This window comes from Kitasatospora phosalacinea (assembly GCF_030268885.1).
In the GTDB taxonomy this organism is placed as follows: Bacteria; Actinomycetota; Actinomycetes; order Streptomycetales; family Streptomycetaceae; genus Kitasatospora; species Kitasatospora phosalacinea_C.
This window is the reverse complement of the sequence record NZ_BSSA01000030.1, coordinates 49,221-69,419: the sequence shown is the minus strand read 5'-3', so window position 1 is coordinate 69,419 and position 20,199 is coordinate 49,221. Positions and strand designations below refer to the sequence as shown.

The 20,199-nt window shown below is 75.8% G+C and carries 20 protein-coding genes; 10 read left to right on the top strand and 10 right to left on the bottom strand.

The window, feature by feature from the left end; genetic code table 11:
- Positions 1 to 84: 84 nt before the first annotated feature.
- From QSK52_RS31475 to QSK52_RS31460, 4 genes are all read right to left on the bottom strand, one after another.
- Positions 85 to 858 (bottom strand): hypothetical protein, encoded by a 774-nt coding sequence (locus QSK52_RS31475; protein WP_285739631.1) that lies wholly within the window; start codon positions 856 to 858, stop codon positions 85 to 87.
- Entirely contained in the window at positions 842 to 2,050 is a 1,209-nt protein-coding gene (locus QSK52_RS31470) for a hypothetical protein (protein WP_285739630.1), read from the bottom strand. Before QSK52_RS31470 ends, QSK52_RS31475 begins: the two co-directional genes overlap by 17 nt.
- 68 nt (positions 2,051 to 2,118) lie before the next feature.
- Positions 2,119 to 3,147 (bottom strand): LacI family DNA-binding transcriptional regulator, encoded by a 1,029-nt coding sequence (locus QSK52_RS31465; protein ID WP_285739629.1) that lies wholly within the window; start codon positions 3,145 to 3,147, stop codon positions 2,119 to 2,121.
- Positions 3,148 to 3,306: 159 nt separating this feature from the next.
- Positions 3,307 to 5,184 carry an FUSC family protein gene (locus QSK52_RS31460; protein WP_285739628.1) on the bottom strand — a complete coding sequence of 626 codons (1,878 nt, stop codon included), beginning with the start codon at positions 5,182 to 5,184 and terminating at the stop codon, positions 3,307 to 3,309.
- Between the two features lie 362 nt (positions 5,185 to 5,546).
- On the opposite strand from QSK52_RS31460, the gene QSK52_RS31455 reads away from it, so the two are divergent.
- A complete protein-coding gene (locus QSK52_RS31455; RefSeq protein WP_285739627.1) occupies positions 5,547 to 6,833 on the top strand; it encodes an MFS transporter in 1,287 nt (428 codons plus the stop codon).
- Between the two features lie 93 nt (positions 6,834 to 6,926).
- Positions 6,927 to 7,196: an acylphosphatase gene (locus QSK52_RS31450; RefSeq protein WP_285739626.1), complete on the top strand. Its 270-nt coding sequence runs from the start codon at positions 6,927 to 6,929 to the stop codon at positions 7,194 to 7,196.
- A gap of 27 nt (positions 7,197 to 7,223) precedes the next feature.
- On the opposite strand, the gene QSK52_RS31445 is transcribed toward QSK52_RS31450, so the two are convergent.
- Positions 7,224 to 7,676: a cytidine deaminase gene (locus QSK52_RS31445; RefSeq protein WP_285739625.1), complete on the bottom strand. Its 453-nt coding sequence runs from the start codon at positions 7,674 to 7,676 to the stop codon at positions 7,224 to 7,226.
- A gap of 77 nt (positions 7,677 to 7,753) precedes the next feature.
- On the opposite strand from QSK52_RS31445, the gene QSK52_RS31440 reads away from it, so the two are divergent.
- From QSK52_RS31440 to QSK52_RS31430, 3 genes are all read left to right on the top strand, one after another.
- On the top strand, positions 7,754 to 8,380 hold the full coding sequence (locus QSK52_RS31440; RefSeq protein ID WP_285739624.1) for a DinB family protein: 627 nt from the start codon (positions 7,754 to 7,756) through the stop codon (positions 8,378 to 8,380).
- A 125-nt stretch (positions 8,381 to 8,505) separates the two neighbouring features.
- Complete coding sequence (locus QSK52_RS31435) at positions 8,506 to 9,198, top strand: IMP cyclohydrolase (RefSeq protein ID WP_285739623.1); 693 nt, start codon at positions 8,506 to 8,508, stop codon at positions 9,196 to 9,198.
- A gap of 66 nt (positions 9,199 to 9,264) precedes the next feature.
- On the top strand, positions 9,265 to 9,900 hold the full coding sequence (locus QSK52_RS31430) for a hypothetical protein (protein WP_285739622.1): 636 nt from the start codon (positions 9,265 to 9,267) through the stop codon (positions 9,898 to 9,900).
- 72 nt (positions 9,901 to 9,972) lie between these two features.
- Here the strand turns inward: QSK52_RS31430 and QSK52_RS31425 are convergent, their stop codons facing one another.
- The 3 genes from QSK52_RS31425 to QSK52_RS31415 form a co-directional block, all read right to left on the bottom strand.
- Entirely contained in the window at positions 9,973 to 11,364 is a 1,392-nt protein-coding gene (locus tag QSK52_RS31425; protein ID WP_285739621.1) for an NAD(P)/FAD-dependent oxidoreductase, read from the bottom strand.
- Between the two features lie 74 nt (positions 11,365 to 11,438).
- Positions 11,439 to 11,804 carry a cupin domain-containing protein gene (locus QSK52_RS31420; protein WP_285739620.1) on the bottom strand — a complete coding sequence of 122 codons (366 nt, stop codon included), beginning with the start codon at positions 11,802 to 11,804 and terminating at the stop codon, positions 11,439 to 11,441.
- Positions 11,801 to 13,354 carry an APC family permease gene (locus QSK52_RS31415; RefSeq protein WP_285739619.1) on the bottom strand — a complete coding sequence of 518 codons (1,554 nt, stop codon included), beginning with the start codon at positions 13,352 to 13,354 and terminating at the stop codon, positions 11,801 to 11,803. The genes QSK52_RS31420 and QSK52_RS31415 overlap by 4 nt, the downstream gene beginning before the upstream one ends.
- A 267-nt stretch (positions 13,355 to 13,621) precedes the next feature.
- Here QSK52_RS31415 and QSK52_RS31410 point away from each other — a divergent pair, with 267 nt between their 5' ends.
- From QSK52_RS31410 to QSK52_RS31400, 3 genes are all read left to right on the top strand, one after another.
- Positions 13,622 to 14,764 (top strand): PP2C family protein-serine/threonine phosphatase, encoded by a 1,143-nt coding sequence (locus QSK52_RS31410; protein ID WP_285739618.1) that lies wholly within the window; start codon positions 13,622 to 13,624, stop codon positions 14,762 to 14,764.
- 266 nt (positions 14,765 to 15,030) lie between these two features.
- On the top strand, positions 15,031 to 16,056 hold the full coding sequence (locus QSK52_RS31405; protein WP_285739617.1) for a 2-dehydropantoate 2-reductase: 1,026 nt from the start codon (positions 15,031 to 15,033) through the stop codon (positions 16,054 to 16,056).
- Positions 16,057 to 16,114: 58 nt separating this feature from the next.
- Positions 16,115 to 16,918, top strand: coding sequence for a phosphotransferase (locus QSK52_RS31400; RefSeq protein WP_285739616.1), 804 nt, complete (start codon positions 16,115 to 16,117; stop codon positions 16,916 to 16,918).
- 71 nt (positions 16,919 to 16,989) lie between these two features.
- Here QSK52_RS31400 and QSK52_RS31395 read toward each other — a convergent pair whose 3' ends face one another.
- Both QSK52_RS31395 and QSK52_RS31390 read right to left on the bottom strand, forming a co-directional pair.
- Positions 16,990 to 17,931, bottom strand: a complete 942-nt coding sequence (locus tag QSK52_RS31395; RefSeq protein ID WP_285739615.1) for a GNAT family N-acetyltransferase — start codon at positions 17,929 to 17,931, stop codon at positions 16,990 to 16,992.
- 75 nt (positions 17,932 to 18,006) lie between these two features.
- Positions 18,007 to 18,738: an HAD family hydrolase gene (locus QSK52_RS31390; protein WP_285739614.1), complete on the bottom strand. Its 732-nt coding sequence runs from the start codon at positions 18,736 to 18,738 to the stop codon at positions 18,007 to 18,009.
- Between the two features lie 193 nt (positions 18,739 to 18,931).
- Here QSK52_RS31390 and QSK52_RS31385 point away from each other — a divergent pair, with 193 nt between their 5' ends.
- Positions 18,932 to 19,456: a cupin domain-containing protein gene (locus QSK52_RS31385; RefSeq protein WP_285739613.1), complete on the top strand. Its 525-nt coding sequence runs from the start codon at positions 18,932 to 18,934 to the stop codon at positions 19,454 to 19,456.
- Between the two features lie 78 nt (positions 19,457 to 19,534).
- Positions 19,535 to 20,167 (top strand): hypothetical protein, encoded by a 633-nt coding sequence (locus QSK52_RS31380; protein WP_285739612.1) that lies wholly within the window; start codon positions 19,535 to 19,537, stop codon positions 20,165 to 20,167.
- Positions 20,168 to 20,199 lie beyond the last annotated feature (32 nt).

The window sequence follows — 20,199 nt, the reverse complement described above, 5'->3', positions numbered from 1 at the left end:
CGAGGCGGATGTCAACGTTGTCAGTGCCCGCCGAGTCTACCGGCCCCGCCGACGCCCGCTGCCCGCGGTCCGCCCACCGGGCGGTCAGTGCGGCGGCAGCAGGTCGCTCTCGCTGACGGTGTACGCCAGCGGCGGGTAGCGGAAGTCGCTCTCCGCGTTCTCGCGGCGCCGCAGCCGGTGGAACTCGCTGCGCTGCTCCTCGGTGGCGAGCGTCAACTCCCCCTGTCCGTCCGGGAGGTGCGGGCGCCCGTCGCGGAAGTCGAGCCTGGTCCGCGAGGTCCGGAAGGTCACCCCCAGCCACTCGTTGTCCACCGCCCGGGCGGGCGGGTCCAGCACGATCCGGTGCCGCAGCCGCCGGTTGGCCGCGACGGAGAACACCACGACGCCGTGGTGCAGCAGCGGCACCTCGAACTCACCGCCCCCGTCCTCCTTGGCCTGGACCCGCAGGGTGCGCGGCAGCACCGCCGCGGCGTCCCGGTAGCAGGAGAAGACGGCGATGGACGAGCCCTCGGCCAGGTCGAGGGCGAGGTCGCTGTGGGCGCCCATCCTGGTGTAGGCGCGGGTGTAGACCTCGGCGAGGGCGTTGTCGAACGCGTCCGGCAGCCCGGCGCGTTCGCGGACCTGCTCCGCCAGCCACGCGTGCACCGGCCGGAAGCGCTGCGCCGGGTGCGCGTACCGGGCGGTGGTGCGCACCAGCGGCACGCCGCCCGCCGCGTCCGGCCGCACCAGCACGGCGCTGCAGCGGCCCTTGCCGACCTCCTCCCAGCGGGTGGCCGCGGACAGCTCGGCGAACAGGTCCCGGCCGGTCGGCAGGTGGTGGGTGCGGACGTCCGCGGCGGGCTCAGGGGCGCGGGGCACGGTAGTCCCCCTCGTTCAGGCTGAACGGGAACCGCGCGCCGTAGTCGACGAAGGAGGTGCTGCGGTTCTCCTCGGCGTACCGGCGGCGCAGTTCGTCCGTCCCGGCCTCGGTGGGCGGCCCGAGTTCGACCGGCCCGTCGGCGGTCTTGAGGTACGTGCGGCCGTCCCGGTGGACGGCTTCGGCGTTCGAGCAGCGCACCACGTACCCGAGGCGGGTCGGGAGCAGGGCGGCGTCCAGCGCGGAGGGCCGGATCTCGTGGGTGTAGAGGCGGTTGGTGGAGAGCGGCAGGAGCAGGACCGAGCCGGGGTGCAGCGTCACCGTGAACTGCGCGGGCAGCGGGCCCGTTCCCGGTGGCGCGGGCTGCTCCTTGCGGCGGAAGCGCAGCCCGGTCAGCGCGCTGACGCCGTTCAGGCCGCGGTCGTCGGGGTCCGCCGGCAGCGGCGGCAGGGTGTCGAGCCGCTCGTCGTAGAAGGTGCAGAAGGCCATCAGGCCGTTGGCGGGCATGTCCTTGGTCTTGTCGGCGTGGGCCGAGATCCGGGCCTTGGACTGCTTGCGCCCGGCCGCGGCCGGGGTGTTGTGGTAGATCTGCGCGAGGACGTGGTTCAGCGGCGCGTGGCCCCGCAGGACGGTGGCGGCCTCCCGGTTCAGGGCCTCGACGATGCGGGTGTCGGTGGCACGGAAGCCCTCGGTGGGGCCGGAGAGGTTGGTGGAGCAGCGCAGCAGGCGGAAGTGCAGGTCGGCGCCGTCCGCGGTGACGGGCGTCAGGTAGATGCCGCTGCGGTGGGCCGTCCCGGGCTTGGTGGACTCGGTCAGCGACTGGAACGCGTGCTCGGTGCTGATCCGCCGGAAGTGGCCCTCGGCGGGGTCGAAGAACCGGCGGTAGTACACGCCGAGGGCCGGGCCGGGGCCGTCCTGGCCCCCCGGGCCGCCGACCCGCCGCGGTGCCCGGCCCGGGTCGGTGAGCACCCGGTCGGCGGCGCGCAGCAGGGCCGGGTCGGTCGCGGCCGCGTCGGGGTGCAGGTGGACGGTCCGCCCGGTGAGGTCGACCGCGCCGGAGGCCAGTTCCTCCGGCGTGACCACGGCGCCGAAGAAGTCGCCGACCGCCGCCTCCTCCTCCCGCGCCCGCCGGGGCACGACCAGCACGTGGCCGGAGTCGTCGAGGCGGGCCTCCGCCCGTTCTGCCGCGTCCATCGCACTGCACCTGCCGTTCGCTGCCGTTCGCTGTCGTTCACTGACTCCACCGAGGGGGGTGGGCGGGCTCAGGTGGAGTCCCGCACCACCAGTTGCGGTTCGAAGACCACCATCGGGCGGTCCACCGTCTCGCCGTTGATCCGGGCGATCAGCATCCGCGTCATCTCCCGGCCCATCTTCTCCAGCGGCTGGTGGACGGAGGTCAGCGGCGGGTCGGTGTGCACGGCGATGGGCGAGTCGTCGAAGCCGACCACCGCGACGTCCTCGGGGACGCGGCGCCCCTGCTCCTTCAGGACCCGCATCGCGCCGATCGCCATGCTGTCCGAGGCGGCGAAGACGGCGTCGAGTCCCGGGTCGCGCCGGAGCAGCTCCTGCATCGCGCGTGCCCCGGAGTCGGCGGAGAAGTCGCCGTGGGCGACCGGCCCGGCGGGCAGCGCGGCGGCGGCGAGCGCGTCGTGGAACCCCTGGAGGCGCTGCAGGCCGGGCCGGGTGTCCTGCGGGCCGGTGATGGTGGCGATCCGGCGGCGCCCCTGCCGGGCGAGGTGGCGGACGGCGCGTCGGGCGCCGTCGCGGTTGTCCACGTCCACGCAGCAGGGCGGGTCGAAGCCGATGGGGGCGCCGATGACCACGGTGGGGATGCCGCTCTCCTCCAGGTGGCGGGGCATCGGGTCGTTGCCGTGCAACGAGGTCAGTAGGACGCCGTCGACGTGCTGGGCCGTCAGGTAGCGCATCAGCTGCTCCTCCTCCGGCGCCGACTGGGCGATGGCGAGCAGCAGTTGGAGCCCCGTCCCGGCGAGCCCGCGCTTGATGCCGCGGACCAGGACGGAGAAGTAGGGCTCGTCCCAGACGGTGTCCTCGGAGACGCCCATCACCAGCGCGACGGTGTCGGTGCGGCGCCGCACCAGGCCCCGGGCCAGGTTGTTGGGCACGTAGCCGAGCTCGCCGATCGCCCGGAGCACCGCCTCCCGCGCCTTGCTGCTGACGTTCTCCGCCCCGTTGACCACCCGGGACGCGGTGCCCCGCCCGACGCCCGCCCGCGCGGCGACCGCCTCCAAGGTCGGCCGTCTGCCCTCCGCCGCCGTCCCTCTGCCGTCCATGCTCCCGCCCCCGTCCGTCCGAAGTCCCCTGCCGCGCCCCGCCGTCCGCCCCGCGGAGCCCGGCGGCGGGCCCGGACCCGCAGGCTACCGCCCCGCACCGCCACCGGGCCGGGTGTTCTCCGCCTCCGCGGCGCGGTGGGTGCTCCGGGCGGGGCGTGCTCAGCCGGCCGACAGGGCCCGGATGCGGCGGACCTCGGTCGCGACGCCGTCGAGTTCGGGGGGCAGTGCGGCGGGGGCGGCGGGCGGGACGGGGACGGGGCCGGGGTGGTCGAGGGCGTCGGCGGCCGCGGCGAGGGTGCGGGTGAGGGTGCGGGCCGCGGCGGGGGTGGCGGGGACGGGGGTCCCGTGGTCGCGGGCGACGGCGTACGCGGTGGCGGCGTCGGCGAGGCGTTCGGCGTGGACGGTCAGGCGCAGCCAGTCGGGTTCGGCGGGGGCGCCGGGGCGGAGTTCGGCGGCGGCGGTCTCGGCGGCGGCGCGGGCCTGGGCGAGGGCGCGGTAGGCGGTGCGGCGCAGTTCGGCGCGGCGGGCGGCGACGGCGTCGTCGGTGGGGCGGGCCCGGTCCTGGCGCTCGGTCAGCAGGACGTGGTCGAGGTAGCGCTGGGTGTGCCGCAGGGCGTGCGCGGCGCGCTGGCCGACCCGGGCCCGGGTGTCGGCGAGGCCGGGGAGGTGGCCGACCAGCAGGACGAGGACGCAGGCCAGCGTGGTGTCGGTGAGCCGCCCGGGGGCGGCGCCGCGGTCGCCGCCGGTGGTGACGAAGGCCAGCACGGTGACGGTGATGACGGCGGTCTGCGCGGCGAAGTGGCGCTGCGCGACGGGTATCAGCGCCCCGGTCGCGGCCACCGCGGCGACCGGCCACCACGGGTCGGGCAGCGCGGGCGCGAGCGCGGCGACCAGCAGGACCCCGGCGACCGTCCCGGCGAAGCGGTTGACGACCCGGGAGAACAGCGGACCCAGGTCGGGCTTGACCAGGAACGCGGCGGTGACCGGCAGCCAGTACCAGTGCCCGGCCCGCAGGCCGAGCGCGAGCGCCGCGCTGGCGGCCACGCACACCCCGACCCGCACCCCGTACGCCCGCCCGGCCCGTCCCCACGGGCGCACGCCCGGCACCGCTCCGGGGCGCCGCTGCGGCCGCACCCCCAGCACCCAGCCGGCCAGCCGGCGGCGCAGCCCGTGGCGGCGGGCCCGTTCGCGGGGCCCCGGGGGCTGCGGCGTCCCGCCGAAGGCGGTGGCGGCCTGCAGCACGGCCCGGTCGAAGGCCGCGGCCGCGGGCGTCTCGGCGGCGGGGACGGGCAGCGGGCCGGGGAGGCGGTCGGCGCGGACGGCGGCGGCGAGGCGGCGCGGGCCGGTGGCGAGCCGGGCGGGCAGCGGGCGGGCGTCGCGCAGCAGGGCGACGCCCGCCTCGCTGAGGGCGGACGCGGCGGCGAGCCGGGTGCGCAGGGTGCGGGTGTGCCGGTGGTCGGTGCGCAGCTGTTCCCCGGCCCGGTCGAGGGCGGCGGTGAGGCGGCGGCGGGCGGTCTCGGCGCGGTCGGTGCCGGTCGCGTCGAGGGCGTCGGCGAGGGCGTCGAAGACGGCGGCGACGGCCTGCCGTTCGGCGTGCAGGGGCCGCGGGTGGGTGGTGAGTTGGCGCAGCAGCAGGAGCCAGCCGGCGCCGGCCAGGTAGCAGGCGGCCTTGGCCCAGCCGGGCAGCGGGACGGGCATGCCGCAGCCGAGCACGGTCAGCACCATCAGCTGGACGGCCGCGGCGGAGGCGACCGGCCCGGTGACGCTGATCGCCCCGCAGAGCACGCCGACCGCACCCAGCAGCGGTACCGCCCACCAGCCGGTGGCGGCGCCCAGCAGCAGGCCGAGGGCTCCGGCGAGCGCGGGCACGGCCTGCTGGACGGCGCCGGTGCGCCGCCCGGCGGGACGGTCGTTGACGCCCGCGAACATCGCGCCGAGCCCGGCCAGCACGCCCTCGGCGGGCCGTCCGGCGGCGACGGCGAGCCCGAGCGGCACCGCCATCCCGGCCGCGCCGCGCACGGTCGCCGCCCAGGGCACGGGGCCGCGCTGCCAGCGCAGCGGGTGGGTGAGCCAGTCGGGTCGCGCTCGTCTGCTGTCCGTGGGGACCCCCTCCTCGTGTGCGTCCGTTCCCCTGCTCCGTCCGCAGCCTAGGTGTGGATCTTGTCGCGTCCGCTGCGCCCGCGTTACGCCGCGGTGACGACCGCCGACCGGGGCCGTTCCCGTCCTGACGTGCCACGCCGCCGAGCTGCGCGGAAGCTGCGGAAGCTGCCGGAACCGCGCAGCGCCGCGGAGTTGTCCACCGGCGGCCGGAAAACCGCGTGCCGAGCACCCGGAGCGCCGATTAGCCTCACCCTTCGAACTCGACCGGAACCGGACGAACGCGAAGAAGGTGGGCACCTGTGGGGCGCGAGGGCGGCGGCGGCCGCGGGTTGGGGCGCGGTTTCGCCTCGCTGTGGTCGGCGGCGGCGGTGTCCTCGCTGGGCGACGGGATCGTGTCGGCCGCGGCCCCGCTGCTGGTGACGTCACTGACCAGGGATCCGGTGCCGGTCGCCTTGGCGGTGTTCGTGCAGCAGCTCCCGTGGCTGCTGCTGGCCCCGGTCAGCGGGGTGCTGGTCGACCGGGTGGACCGCCGACGGCTGACGGTGGCGGCGAACGCGGCGCGCGCCGTGCTGACGGCGGTGCTGGCGGCCGCGGTGTACGCGGGCGCGGTGTCGCTGCCGCTGATCTACGCGATCGGCCTGCTGCTGGGCAGTTGCGCCGCGCTGGGCGACAACGCCTCCTCGGCGCTGCTGCCCGCCGTGGTCGACTCGGCGGACCTGCCGCGCGCCAACTCCCGGATGTTCGGCACCGAGTCGGTGCTCAACCGGCTCTGCGGGCCGCCGCTGGGCGCGGCCCTGTTCGGCGTGGCCGCGGGGCTGCCGCTGACGGTCGACGCCCTGAGCTTCGCCGGTGCCGCCGCCCTGGTCTCCACGCTGCGCCTGCTCCCCCGCCCGGAACCCCCAGCCCCCGCCCCCGTCCGACGGGCACCGCTGGGCCGCCAGTTCACCGACAGCGTGCGCTGGCTGTGGCAGCGGCCCGCGCTGCGGACGCTCACGCTGGCGCTGTGCCTGATGAACGTGACGCTGCTGGCGGCCTTCTCCGTCATGGTGCTGTACGCCCGCGAGCGCCTGGGCCTGTCGGGCTTCGGCTACGGCCTGCTGCTGACGGCCTCGGCGGTCGGCGGCCTGGCGGGGGCGCTGGTCGCCCCGCGCCTGCAGGCCCGGTTCTCCGCCTCGGTGCTGCTGCGGCTGGGCCTGGTGCTGGAGACGCTGACGCACGTCGGCCTGGCGCTGGCCGGCTCGCCGTGGGTCGCGGGCGCGGTGCTGGGCGTGTTCGGCGTGCACGGGGCGATCTGGGTGAGCGTGGACCGGACGCTGGTGCAGCGCGCCGTGCCGGACGAGCTGCGCGGCCGGGTCAACAACGCCTTCATGGCGCTGGCGGTCGGCGGTTCGGCCCTCGGCGCGCTGCTCGGCGGTCCGATCGCCCGGCTGCTCGGCCTGACCGGCCCGTTCTGGTTCTCCGCCGCCGTGATGACCGGCCTGACGCTGTTCGCCTGGCGCCCGTTCGGCCGCCGCCTCGACCAGGTCGCCCCCGCTCCCGCCCCGCTCCCCGCCACCGCCGTCGTCCCCGCCACCGCCACCGGTTGACCGCGCCCGCCGCCACCAGCGCGTCCTGCCGCCCGCGCCCCGGCCCGCTGCGGTATAACCCTGCTGGCAACGACGACGAAGGGCAGGTGGCGGGTGATCCGGCGGCGCGTACTGGTCTCGGGCACGGTGCAGGGCGTCTTCTTCCGCGACTCCTGCCGCCGGGCGGCCGCGGAGGCGGGCGTGGCGGGCTGGGTGCGCAACCTGCCGGACGGCCGGGTCGAGGCCGTCTTCGAGGGCGAGCCCGCCGCGGTCGACCTGATGGTCGCCTGGATGCGCCACGGCCCGTCCCGCGCGGTGGTCGAGCAGGTCGAGGTGCTGGAGGAGCAGCCGGAGGGCCTGCTGGTCTTCGCCGTCACCGCCTGACCGGTCGCGCCCGGGGCGGCGGCCCCCTCAGCCGTCCCCGGCTCCCTCCCCGCCCTCGTACGGCCACACGTCGTCGGGGAACACCCGGGCGAACCAGTGCGGTTGGACGTCCCGCAGGCGCAGGGTGCGCCAGCGGCGCGGGTCCTCGGGGAGGGGGACGCCGACCTCGACGTCCGGGCCGTGGGCGAACAGGCGTTCCTGGCAGACGCCGCAGGGGGCGAGCACCCAGAAGCCGCGGCCGCCGTCGACGGCGGTGACGCAGACCGAGGCGACCACCCTGCGGTCGAGCTTGAACGCCTCGCAGAGCGCGCCGGTCTCGTGGCACAGCTGGACCGCGCCGTTGGGGGCCTCGGGGGCGGTGCTGGTGAGCACGGTGCCGTCGTCCAGGCGCAGGGCCGCCGCGCCCGCCAGGTCCCGGCCCGGGAAGCGACGGCGGGTCAGTTCGATCGCGGCGTCCACGAGGGAACGGTCGATGGCCATGCCCGAACGCTACCGAACCGGCTCCGGGCGGCGAAAAGGGTTTGTGGCCGGTGGCCGACGGCGGACAGACTCCGGCCATGACGCACACGGACGATCAACTCACCGCGACCAAGCGGGACCTGAAGCTGTACCTGCAGGACGCCAGGGGCGCCCTGGTGTGGAAGCTCGACGGCCTGTCGGAGTACGACGTCCGCCGCCCGCTGACCCCGACCGGGACGAACCTGCTGGGGCTGGTGAAGCACCTGACGGGCGCGGAGGCGGCGTACTTCGGCGCCGCCTTCGACCGGCCGTTCGCGGACGGCCCGGGCCTGTGGGTGGCGGGTGCCGCCGAGCCGAACGCCGACCTGTGGGCGCGGCCGGAGGAGAGCCGGGAGGCGCTGCTCGACGGGTACCGCCGGGTCTGGGCGCACGCGGACGCCACCATCGACGACCTGCCGCTGGACGCGGTGGGCAGGGTTCCGTGGCCGCCGCACAGCGAGCTGACGCTGGGCCGGATCCTGCTGCACGTGGTCGCCGAGACCCACCGGCACGCGGGCCACGCCGACCTGGTCCGCGAACTCGTGGACGGCGCGACCGGCCTGCGCCCGAACGGCTCGGTCCTGCCCGAGGGCGACGCGGCCTGGTGGTCGGCCCACCGCGAACGGGTGGAGCGCGCCGCCCGGGAGGCCGCCGCCGCGGCCGGCGAGCGCCTGCCGGAGGACTGAGGCGGCCACCCGCCCGGGAGGCCGGGCCCGGTCGGCCGGGGGCCGCCGCCGGGGCGGGACCGCGCCGCTGGAATGATCTTCCCGACCGACCGCCACCGCCCCGCCCGCACCGGAGGACCAGCCCCGTGCCGACCGACCTCACCGAGGCCCTCGCCGCCCACCCGTACCCGGGCCGCGGCGTGCTGCGCTGCCGCACCGCCGACGGCGCCGACCTGGCCGCCTACTTCCTGACCGGCCGCAGCCCCGCCTCCCGCGCCCGCGCCCTGCGCGTCACCCCGGACGGCGCGCTGACCGTCGTCCCGACCGACGTCCGCGCGCACGACGACCTGCGGCACTACCCGGCGGTGCGGCGCAGCGGCGGGCGGGTGGTGTACGGCAACGGCGAGCAGGTCGCGACGGTCGCGGACCGCCTGGACGCGGGCCGGTCCCCGCTGGAGGCCCTGGACGGCCTGGACTACGAGCCGGACCCGCCGATCTTCACCCCGCGCCTGACCGTGGTCGCCGACGTCCGCCCGGGCGGCCCCGCCTGGTTCGGCGCGGCCCGCCGCAGCGCCGCGGCCCGCACCGCCACCGACCGCCTCTTCCTGCGCCTGGACGCCCTCGCACCCGGCGAGGGCGTGCTGCTGACCACCTACCGGGGTGCCCCGTCCGCGCCCGGCACCGGCGCGCCCTACCTGGAGGTCTCCACCCCGTACCCGGACGCCGCCGCGCTCCTCGACCGCCTGTGGTCCGCCCTCCCGGCCGAGTACCGGGTCGCCGCCGCGGTCTTCGCCCCGTCCGCCTTCCCGGAGGTCCTGCTCCGGCACGCCACCGACTGAGCCCGGCCCCCGGCCGGGTCCGCCGGTCACTGGACGAACGGCCACCGGGCCACCCACGATGGCGGTATGACGGACCGTCAGCCCGAGGAGCCGCCGGAAGCGGGCCGCCGCCGCGGACGCCCCGACTGGGGAGCGGTGGCGGCCCTGTCGGGCGTGGCCGCGGCCCTGGTGGCCCTGCTCGCCTACCTGCTGCCCCCGGACCCGCCCCGCCCCGGGCCCGCCCCCGCCCCGGTCGTGGACTCCTCGGCGGAGCCCGCCCCGGAACGCACCACCCCGAGCCCGCGCCGCTCCCCCGCCCCGACGCCCACGCCCACGCCGTCCGACTCACCCTCCCCGGAGCCGGAGCCGGAGCCGGACGCCGAACCGGACCCGTCTCCCACCGCCGAGGCCCCCGTCCACCTGCCCCCCGTGCCCCCGGCCGGGTGCCGCGAGGCCGCCGCCGCCGTCGCCGCCTACCGCCGCGACGCCGGTTCCACCCGCGGCTCGCAGGCCGACGCCGCGAACCTCGCCTACCAGGGCCTGATGCGCGCGGGCACCGACGCGGACCCGCCCGTCCGCCCGACGATCGTCCGCCTGGCCCAGGAGTTCCAGGAGCTGGGCTTCCGCCTGAACGGCATGGTGATGGCCGACCCGAACGAGGTGGTGACCGACATCAACGCCGACCTCGCCACCCTGGACCGCCAGTGCGGGAGCGGCTCCTGACGGGGCGGGAACGACGGCCGCCCGCCCGCGGGGAGCGGGCGGGCGGCCGGGCGGGCGGGGCGGACCGGGACGTCAGCTGTCGAAGCCGAGGCCGAGCCGGTCCATGGTCTTGAGCCAGAGGTTGCGGCGGCCGGCGTTGCGGTCGGCGCGGTCCAGCGACCACTTGGTGAGGCCGATCCCGGCCCAGCGGACGGGTTCGGGCGGGAAGGGCAGCGGCTTGCGGCGCACCATCTCCAGGGCGGTGCGCTCGGTGCGGGCCCCGGCGAGCAGGTCGAGCATCACCTCGGCGCCGAAGCGGGTCGCGCCGACGCCCAGGCCGGTGTAGCCCGCGGCGAGGGCGACCTTGCCGTGGTGGGCGGTGTCGAAGAAGGCGGAGAACCGGGTGCAGGTGTCGATGGCGCCGCCCCAGGCGTGGGTGAAGCGCAGGCCCTCCAGCTGCGGGAAGGTCCGGAAGAAGTGCCGGGCGAGGGTCTGGTAGGTCTGCGGCCGGTGGTCGTACTCGGCGCGGACCTTGGCCCCGTAGTGGTAGATCGCGTCGTAGCCGCCCCACAGGATCCGGTTGTCGGCGGACAGCCGGTAGTAGTGGAACTGGTTGGCGCTGTCGCCGATGCCCTGGCGGCCCTGCCAGCCGATCGCGGCGAGCTGTTCGGCGCTGAGCGGTTCGGTCATCAGCGCGTAGTCGTAGACCGGCACGGTGTACGGGCGGATCCGCTTGACCAGGGACGGGAAGACGTTGGTGCCGAGGGCGACCTGGCGGGCGAACACCCGGCCGTAGGGGGTGCGCACGGCCATGCCGGGGCCGGACTCGGCGAGGTCGAGCGCCTTGGTGTGCTCGAAGATCCGCACGCCGAGCCGCTCGCAGGCCCGCTTGAGGCCCCAGGCGAGCTTGGCGGGGTGGAGCATCGCCACGCCGTCCTTGTCCCAGAGCGCGCCGAGGTAGGTCGGGGAGGCGACCTGGGCCCGGACGGCGTCGGCGTCCAGGAACTCGTAGTCGCCGTACTGCTTGGCGGTCTCGTGGAACGCGGCGAGCTCCTCGACCTGGTGGGGCTCGGTGGCGACGTCGAGTTCGCCGGTGCGCTCCCAGTCGCAGTCGATCGCGTGCGTCGCCACCGCGTCCTCGATGGCCTGCAGGTTGCGGGCGCCGAGCTGTTCGAGTGCGGCCAGTTCGTCGGGCCAGCGCTCCAGGCCGTTGCCGAGGCCGTGGGTGAGGCTGGCGGCGCAGAAGCCGCCGTTGCGGCCGGAGGCGGCCCAGCCGGTCTGTTCGGCCTCGATCAGGACCACGTCGCGTCCGGGGTCCCGCTCCTTGGCGATCAGCGCGGTCCACAGGCCGCTGTAGCCGCCGCCGACGACCAGCAGGTCGCAGCGGACGTCGCCGGTGAGGGCGGAGTTCGCCTCCGGGCGGCCCGGGTCCTCCAGCCAGAACGGGGTGGGTTTGGCGTCCCGCAGTGCGTGTACGGGGTCCATGCTCTCGGTTCCTTGCCTAGGGAGGGTGCGGCCCGGCCGTGAGGGCGGCCGGGCCGTCGGGTGCTTCGGGGGCGTCAGGCCCCGGCCGCGTCCGGGCCGAGGTTGACGGTGTAGACCTTGCGGAGCGTCTCGTGGACGGTCCAGGTGGTCCGGTCGCCCTCGCGGAGCACCGCGAGGTCGCCGGGACCGAGTTCCAGGACCGGCCCGTCCTGGAACTCGACGGTGGCCCGGCCGCTGAGGACGACGAACACCTCGTCGGCCTCGGTGTCGGTGACCACGCCGGGGGTGATCTGCCAGATCCCGTGGACCTGGCGCCCGTCGGCGGACTCCCGGACCACCTTGCCGGTGACCTCGGGCGTGCCGGAGATGATCTGCCCGGGGTCGAGCGGTTCGGGCTCCAGTTCGGCGTCCGGAACGTGCAGGGCGAAGCTGTTGATCATGCTTCGACGCTATCGGCTCCGGCCCCGTCGGCGGCCCTGTCACCCTGTGCCGAGTCCGGCCGCCACCCTGACAGCCCGTACGCCTCGTACGGGCCGGGCTCCCCGGCGTCCCGGCCGTTCGCGGCGGCCCGGTCGGCGGCGGCCGAGGCCCGGGCGGCCTTGCGGGCGGCGAGCAGCGGGTAGAGCAGCAGGGAGGCGCCGACCACGATCAGCGAGTAGACGACGGCCTTGGTGCCCTCCTCGTTGTACTGCTCCAGGGCGGCCCAGACGCTGACGCCGCTCAGGCAGAGGGCGATCAGGCCGACGCTCCACCAGCCGCCGGGGATCTTGTAGGGGCGCTCCAGGTGGGGTTCGCGGATGCGCAGCGCGATCAGCGCGGCGACCTCCAGCAGGATGCCGATGTTGGTGAGGAAGACGTCGTAGATCACCAGGCTCTGGAAGCTGGAGAAGCAGAACAGCGCGTAGACCACGGAGGAGCCGACGATCGAGGCGATCGGCATCTTGTAGCGCCTGCTCTCCTTGGAGACCCACTGGGGCAGGTAGCCGTCGTGCGAGAGCGAGGAGGGCAGCCGGGAGTAGGAGGCGAGCAGCGCGGAGAACATCGCGACCGAGGCGAACAGGCCGCCGATGGTGACGACGTACTGCAGCCAGGGCCCGGCCAGTTCGCCCGCGATGTCCGGGAGGGCGCCGTCCTCCCACTTCTTCCAGCCGTTCTCGCCGTCCGGGCCGACCGCGAGGGAGGCCAGCGAGGGCAGCAGGTAGCCGACGACGATCAGCAGGACGGACCAGAACAGCGCCTTGGGCAGGTGCTTCCTCGGGTTCTCCATCTCGCCGGCGACGGTGGAGACGGAGTCCCAGCCGGAGTAGTTCCACATCACGATGAACAGGCCCGCGCCGAAGGCGTTCCAGGTGGACTGGCCCTGTTCGGCCGTCATCGAGGAGACCGGGTTGATGCCGTCGCTGAGCAGGTGGTAGCCGCCGATGGCGGTGAGGATCAGCATCGGGGTCAGGCAGACGACCGCGAAGGCCACCGAGGAGTCGCCGACCCAGCCCGCGCCCATCAGGTTGAGCAGGGTGAAGACCACGATGACGCCGACGCAGATCAGCCAGTTCACGTCGACCTGGACCGGGCCGGCCTCGAACAGCACGTGCTGCCCCGGGGCGACGGCGCTGATCAGGCTCGACAGGTAGGAGGTGAACATGACCGGGTACAGCGCCATGTCGACGAAGCTGCAGACCCACTGCAGCAGGCCCTGCTGGAAGGCCCAGAACCGGCCGAGGCCGCGCTTGACCCAGTGGTAGTAGCCGCCCTCGACGGGGATGGCGGTGCCGAGCTCGGCGCAGACCAGGGCGTGCGGCACGCTGTAGATCAGCGGGGCGACCAGGATGAGCAGGATGCCCATGCCGGGGCCGGAGGTCGAGAACAGCGGCTCGATGCCGTAGGCACCGCCGGAGACGCTGAAGAAGATCAGGGCAACCAGCGGGACCAGGCTCACGCGCTTGGGCGTCGCCCACCGGTTCTCCGGCGGGGCCACGGGGATGGCGGTCATTTTCACCTTGGCAATCGGGGTCGGCACGGATGTGTCGTGGTGTCGAAGGCACGAGTCTGGTCGCCCCATTGACATAGGACAATCATTCAATCTGTCAGGCGTCCTGTTGCGCCCCTGACACAGTGCCTGGCTCCGGCCACACCCCGTCAGGGCCGCAACGTGCCAGGTCAGACCGCTCTCCCCGGCCGCGCACCGGACCGGCGGCGATCACCGGCCGCCCGCGCCTCCCACAACCGGGCGGGCGGCGCCGGTAGCGTTCTTCGGGCCATGCCCACCATCGACGACCACTCCCCCTCCGGCCGCGTCCGGCCCTTCCTGACCCGGATCGTCCGGCTCTCGCCCTTCCTGCTGATCGCCCTGTCGGCGGCGGCGGACGCGGAGACCCCCGCCGGACAGCGCTACGACCGGTTCGTGGCGGCCGCACCCGCCCTCGCCGCGGCGACCTGGGGCTCCTTCGGGACGCTGGTGATCGGCGTGCTCTCGGTGGTCACGGAGGTGGTGCTGGCGCTGCTCCGGGACGGGGAGGTCGGCGCCTCGGCGGCCTCGGTGATCGCCGCGACCGTCACCGTCACCCTGGCCGCCTCGTACACCTCCGGGATGCGGGTGCGCCGCGAACGCGACCTGGCGCTGGTGCGCTCGGTGGCGCGGACGGCGCAGCAGGTGGTGCTGCGCCCGCTGCCGGACCGGATCGGCGACGTCGGCCTGGCGCTGTACTACAACGCGGCGGCCGAGCAGGCGCAGATCGGCGGCGACCTGTACGAGGCGGTGCGCACGCCGTTCGGGGTCCGGATCATCCTGGGCGACGTCCAGGGCAAGGGCCTGCCCGCGGTGGAGATGGCGGCCGCGCTGCTCGGCTCGTTCCGGGAGGCCGCGTACGACGCGAAGGACCTGCCCGCGCTGGCGAGCCGGCTGGAGATCGGCCTGCAGCGGTACGCCGAGCGCGCCTCCTCGCCGGACGCGGCGGAGCGCTTCGCCACCGCCGTGCTGCTGGAGGTCCCGGAGGACCGGCCGGAGGCGTACCTGCTCAACTGCGGCCACCCGCCGCCGGTGCTGCTGCGCGCGGACGGGACGGTGCGGCCGGTCGAGCCGCGGGTGCCGCTGCCGCCGCTGAACCTGTCGGCGCTGGTGGCCAGCGAGTACCACCCGCAGACCCTCCCGTTCGGGCCCGGTGACCGGGTGCTGCTGTACACCGACGGCGTCAGCGAGACCCGGGACCGGCGCGGCGAGTTCTACCCGCTGACCGAACGGCTGGCCCGCTGGACCGCCGATCCGGACGTCGCGCTCCTGGAGAACCTCCGCCGCGACCTGCGCCGCTACGCGGGCGGACCGGCCGACGACGACGTGGCGGCGCTGCTCGCGGCCCGCCTGGGAGCACCCGCGGGCGGGGCCACGGAGGCGTCCACCACCTGAGTGAGTGTCAGGGGCCGTACGGGGGCGGCCGGGGCGGAGCCGGTCAGGTGGGCGTGGCCGTGGCCCTCCACCAGCCACCGGCCCGTCCGCCCGGCACGGGCCGTCGTCGGCGGGGCGTTCCCCGCGCTCCCGCGGCCGGACGAGCGCGTTCACGCCCCCTCCCTGCCCGGGCGCCCCGGCGGGTGGACCTCCCGCGACCGGACGGTAACCTCGGGGCCGTCGGCCGTGGGGCCGTACCGCTGACGCCGTTGTCGAAGGAGCCGCCGGTGTCCGAGAACCGTACGACGCTGCCGCTGCGGATCGCCGTGTTCGGCGCGGGCAGCATCGGCTGCCGACTGGGCGGGGCGCTGGCCGCCCGGGCCGACGTGACGCTGATCGGGCGGCCCGCCGCGATGGCCGAGCTGGACCGGGCGGGCCTGACCCTGACCGGTCCCGGCGACCGCCGCCTGCACGCCCGGCCGCGCACCGCCGTGGACGCCGCGGCCGCGGCGGGCGCCGACTACGTGCTGGTGACCGTCAAGTCCGCGGACACCGCGGCCGCGGCCCGGCTGCTCGACCCGCACCTGGACGGGCGCAGCACCGTCGTCAGCTTCCAGAACGGCCTGCACAACGCGCGGGTGCTGCGCGAGGCGCTGCCCGGCCGGACGGTGCTGGCCGGGATGGTGCCGTACAACGTGGTGCGCACCGGTCCGGCCTCCTTCCACCAGGGCACCGGCGGCGCGCTGATGCTCGAACGGGCGTCCGCCGCGCGGCGGTTCGCCGACGCGGCGGCGGCCGCCGGGCTGCCGGTCGGGCTGCGCGCGGACATGCCGCGGGTGCAGGCGGCGAAGCTGCTGATGAACCTCAACAACGCCGTCAACGCGCTCTCCGGCCTGCCGCTGCGCGAACAGCTCGGCAGCCGCCCGTACCGGCTGGTGCTGGCCCGCTGCCAGCGCGAGGCGCTGGCGGTGTTCGCGGCGGCGGGGCTGGCCCCGGCCCGGCTGACGCCCGTGCCGCCGCAGTGGATGCCGTCCGTGCTGGGCCTGCCCGACGCGGTGTTCCGCCGGGTCGCGGCGGCGAGCCTGCGGGTGGACGCCCGGGCCCGCTCCTCGATGTGGGAGGACCTGCAGCGCTCCCGCCCCACCGAGATCGGCGAACTGCAGGGCGAGGTCGTCGCGTTGGCCGAACGCCACGGTCTGTCCGCCCCCGCCAACCGCCGCCTGCTCGACCTGGTCCGCGCGGCCGAGGAGGCCACCGCACCGCCCGCCTGGTCCGGCCCGGCCCTGCTCGCGGCCCTCGACGAGCAGCCCTGACGCCCGCCCCGGCGCCCGCCCCGGGGTCCTTCCGGCTACGAGGAGTTGACGCACCGCCATGACCCCGCAGTGGGCCACCCACGGCATCGACCTGCTGCCCGACTCGGTGCGCAAGCGCTTCCGGCCGGACGCGAACGGCGAACCGGACCGGGAGTGGCGGGCCCTGACCCTGCTCGACCGGTACGCCCCGGGGCTGGCCCCGCGGCCGCTCGACCGCGCCGACGGCGTCGTCACCATGTCCCGCCTGCCGGGCACCCAGCTGCGCGGCAGCGCCCTGACCGACGCCCACCTGGACGCGCTGGCCCGGGCCGTGCTGCGCCTGCACCGCGCCGTACCGGCCGGGACCGCCGCCCGCCTGCCGGTCCGGCGCTGGGACGTCCGGGAGTCCGCCGCGGCGATCCGCACCCGGGCCGCAGCCTGCGCCGCCCACCCGGCCCCCGAGGTCGGCCGCGCCCTCGCGGCGGGCCTGCGCTGGCTGGACGGCGCCGGGACCGCCCTGCGGGAGGACCGGACGGTGCCCCCGGTGCTGGGACAGGCCGACGGCAACCTCGCCAACTTCCTCTGGGACGGCACGGACGTCCGGCTGGTCGACTTCGAGGACTCCGGCCGCTCCGACCACCCCTACGAACTGGCCGAGATGGTCGAGCACGTCTCCACCTGGGTGGACACCGACCTGGACGCCGAGTCCTTCCTGTCCCGCTTCTCCCTCTCCCCCGCCGAGGCGCAGCGCCTGCTGGCGTGCCGCCGCCTGTTCGCCCTGCTCTGGCTGGTCTTCCTCACCGCCGATCCCGCGACCGAGGCCCGCAACCCGCCCGGCACCGGCCACCGCCAGGCCCTGCGCCTGCTCGCCCTGCTCGGCTGAGCCCCTCCCTGCCCGGCCGGACGGTCCCCTGCCCGGCCGGGCGGAACGCCCCCCGCGCCCCTGGCGACCCGTCAGGCCGGGAGGCTCTTCTCCAGCACCACGGACGTGTACCGCACCGTCATGCCGACCTTGAGGTACAGGTCGAGCGCACCCGTCCCGGAGTGCGTCCACAGCGTGCAGTGGCTCAGCCCGGCCTCCCGGCAGGCCAGGAAGGTGTGGTGGAGCAGGTGGCGGGCGATGCCGCGGTGGCGGTGGTCGCGGTCGACGGCGAGGCTGTCCACGTAGCCGTCGCCGGTGCCGGGCTGGTCGAGGGCCAGGGCGACGCCGACCACCCGGCCGTCGGCGTCGGAGACGGCGAGCGGTGAGCGTCCGGGGGCGAAGGTCTCGCGGTGGACGGCGTGTTCGGCCCACTCGGCGAAGGACATCCGGCGCGCCCTCCAGTCCGCGAACGCCTCCTCGACCACCCGGTGCGCCTCGTGCTCGTCCCACGCGTCGCCGCCCCGGAACGGGCGGATGGTGACGCCCTCGGGGCCGGGTCCGAGCTCGGCGGGCCCGGGCAGCCCGTCGAGGGCGATCTCCAGCAGCCAACTGGCGCCCTTCGGCCGGTACCCGTAGGTGCGCAGCATCGCGAGGCCCGTGGCGTCCCGGTCGGCGACGACCTGGACGAGCTTGCCCACGCCCTGCTCGACGGCCCGGCTCTCCGTCCACCCCAGCAGGGCGGTGCCCAGGCGGCGGCCCCGGTGCGCGGGGTGGACGCGGCACTCGCAGCGCCGGTCGCTCCACGCCCAGGCGGCCGGGCGGCCGTCCGGCCCGTGCACCAGCAGCGTGTCGACGGCGGGGTCGAACCCAGGCCGGGCCAGGACCGCGGTGAGCTCACCGGGGTCGACCCCGGCCACCGCACTGCCGTGCAGGTCCCGTTCGCAGGTGTTCACCAGGTCGAGGACGGCGGGCAGGTCGACGGACGGGTCGAGCGGACGGGCGGTGTACCCGGCGGGCAGCTGGGCCTGGGCCATGGACGGGGTCCTTCCTCGCGGCGGGGGCGGGGCACGGTGACCGACCGGCCGGCCGGTCCACCGTCCGCCTCCCGGTCAGCCTGCGGTGAACGTGCGCAGCAGCGCGGGCAGTTGGCGCATCTCGGAGAAGAGCACGGTACCGTCCGCACCCCCGTCCCCGCCCTCCCCGAACGCGCCGTCCCCGCGTTCGCCGCCGGTGAGCGCCCCGCCGGTGGGTCCCGCGGTGTAGCCGAGGCGGCGCATCCCGGCGGCCCGGGCGGCCCGGAGTCCGGCGGGGCTGTCCTCGACGACGGCGCAGACCTCGGGGGCGTACCCGCTCCGGGCGGCGGCGTGCAGGAAGACGTCGGGGAAGGGCTTCCCGCGGGCGACCTCCTCGGCGCTGAAGATCCGTCCGGCGAAGCGCTCGTGCAGTCCGGTGCGGCCGAGGGTGTGCCGCATCTTGGCGTGGCTGCCGCTGGAGGCGACGCAGTACGGCAGGCCGAGCGCGTCGAGGGCGTCCAGGGCCTCCACGATGCCGTCCACGGGGGTGAGTTCGGCGTCCACCAGTTCGCGGTGGCGCCGTTCGAAGCGGTGCTCCCACTCGAGGGCCGCGGCGGGGCCGAGGCGTTCGCCGACCTGCTGCCAGATCGCGGCGTGACTGCGTCCGATGAACCGCTGCACCACCTCGTCCGCATCGAGCGGCCAGCCGAGTTGCGCGCCGATCTCCACCTGCACGCGCACGGCGATCCGCTCGCTGTCGACCAGCACGCCGTCGCAGTCGAATATCACCAGTTCAACGGGTTTGCCCGGGCGGTTCGCGGTGGTCATTGCGGCAGCCTAGTACGGCAGCTGCCGATCGTCGCCGGCGCGACCGGCGCGACCGGCGCGACGGGGGCGGCGTCGGGCCGGGCCCGGGCCGGACTGCGGCTGGGCCGTGCGTTCCGGTGGGCGGGTGCGTTCGCTCAACGTTTGACGCACCCGGGGCCCGGGCGGACGCTGGTTCCAACAGGAGGTGGTTCCCATGTCGTCACCCTCCGTCCCCCCGCCCCCGCTCACCGTCGTCCAGCCGGGCACCGGTGACGAGGGCTTCCTCGGTTCCATCGGGGTCGCGTTCAAGCTCTGGGGTTCCGACACCGGTGGCGCGGTCTCCGTGGTCGAGCACCCGTTCCCGGTCGGGGCGCTGGTGCCGCCGCACCTGCACACCCGCGAGGACGAGTACTCGATCGTGACCGAGGGCGAGATCGGTTTCCGCTCCGGCGACCGTGAGGTCGTCCTCGGCAGCGGCGGCTACATCACCAAGCCCCGGGGCGAGCTGCACACGATGTGGAACGCCGGTTCCACCCCGGCGCGGATGATCGAGATCATCAGCCCGGCCGGGTTCGAGCACTGCTTCCGCGAGATCGCGGAGATGACGGCCGCCGGGCAGCCGGACCCCGCGGCCGTGGCCGAGCTCGCCCACCGGTACGGACTGGAGTTCGGGCAGCCGGACTGGCTGCCGGGCGTCATCGAACGCTACGGGCTGACGCCGCCGCCCGGACCGGAGTAGCAGGGGCGGGGGCGCGCGGGTCCGCCCGCGGAGGAATCGGCTGGTCACCGCCGTGGGCCGTGCCCTAGCCTCGCGGCCGTGAGCACCGACATGTACGGCTGCATCGAGGTCAGGGACCCGAACGCCGACGACGACTGGTTCGAGTGGGAGCCGTGGCAGCGGTGCATGGACCTGTACCCGCTGTACGGCGGTGGGCGCGACTACGACGCGTTCGCGCTGCTGTTCGGGGTGCGCAACCACCAGGGCTGGGAGCCGCTCGCCGGGCACCGCGGGCTGCCGGCCGACGTCTCGGCGGCGATGCGGGCGGACTTCGAGGAGGCCGCCCGCCTGGACGCGGCCACGCACAGCCCGACGTGGGTGAGCTGGGCGGAGCTGGCCCGGATCGACCTGACGGCGTCGCCCGCGGGCCTGCGGGGAGTGGTCGTGCTACCTGGCCCGCACCCGCACCTGGAGAGCTGGTTCTGGGTCGGCGAACAGTGGAACTCGGAAGAGCTGCTGCAGCGGATGGGGCCCCACGTCGACGGCCGGAGCCCGGCGGAACTGCCCTACGGCACGTGGACGGTGGGCACCACCCAGGTGACGTACCGCCCGTTCACCCTCGGGGACGCGCTCGGGCCGGGCACCGGCTGGGAGCACGTGTTCGCCGTCATGGCAGCACTGGCCGGCCGCTTCGGCGACGACGGGGTCAGGCTCGTGGTGTACTTCGACTGACGGCGCGTCGCCCCGGGGGCGGGGCCGGGCCC

Excerpts from the sequence above, each read along its gene's own strand:
- QSK52_RS31470 (WP_285739630.1), bottom strand. The coding sequence starts at position 2,050 with ATGGACGCGGCAGAACGGGCGGAGGCCCGCCTCGACGACTCCGGCCAC.
- QSK52_RS31465 (WP_285739629.1), bottom strand. The coding sequence starts at position 3,147 with ATGGACGGCAGAGGGACGGCGGCGGAGGGCAGACGGCCGACCTTGGAG.
- QSK52_RS31445 (WP_285739625.1), bottom strand. The coding sequence starts at position 7,676 with ATGGCCATCGACCGTTCCCTCGTGGACGCCGCGATCGAACTGACCCGC.
- QSK52_RS31440 (WP_285739624.1), top strand. The coding sequence starts at position 7,754 with ATGACGCACACGGACGATCAACTCACCGCGACCAAGCGGGACCTGAAG.
- QSK52_RS31430 (WP_285739622.1), top strand. The coding sequence starts at position 9,265 with ATGACGGACCGTCAGCCCGAGGAGCCGCCGGAAGCGGGCCGCCGCCGC.
- QSK52_RS31425 (WP_285739621.1), bottom strand. The coding sequence starts at position 11,364 with ATGGACCCCGTACACGCACTGCGGGACGCCAAACCCACCCCGTTCTGG.
- QSK52_RS31420 (WP_285739620.1), bottom strand. The coding sequence starts at position 11,804 with ATGATCAACAGCTTCGCCCTGCACGTTCCGGACGCCGAACTGGAGCCC.
- QSK52_RS31415 (WP_285739619.1), bottom strand. The coding sequence starts at position 13,354 with ATGACCGCCATCCCCGTGGCCCCGCCGGAGAACCGGTGGGCGACGCCC.
- QSK52_RS31410 (WP_285739618.1), top strand. The coding sequence starts at position 13,622 with ATGCCCACCATCGACGACCACTCCCCCTCCGGCCGCGTCCGGCCCTTC.
- QSK52_RS31400 (WP_285739616.1), top strand. The coding sequence starts at position 16,115 with ATGACCCCGCAGTGGGCCACCCACGGCATCGACCTGCTGCCCGACTCG.
- QSK52_RS31395 (WP_285739615.1), bottom strand. The coding sequence starts at position 17,931 with ATGGCCCAGGCCCAGCTGCCCGCCGGGTACACCGCCCGTCCGCTCGAC.
- QSK52_RS31390 (WP_285739614.1), bottom strand. The coding sequence starts at position 18,738 with ATGACCACCGCGAACCGCCCGGGCAAACCCGTTGAACTGGTGATATTC.
- QSK52_RS31385 (WP_285739613.1), top strand. The coding sequence starts at position 18,932 with ATGTCGTCACCCTCCGTCCCCCCGCCCCCGCTCACCGTCGTCCAGCCG.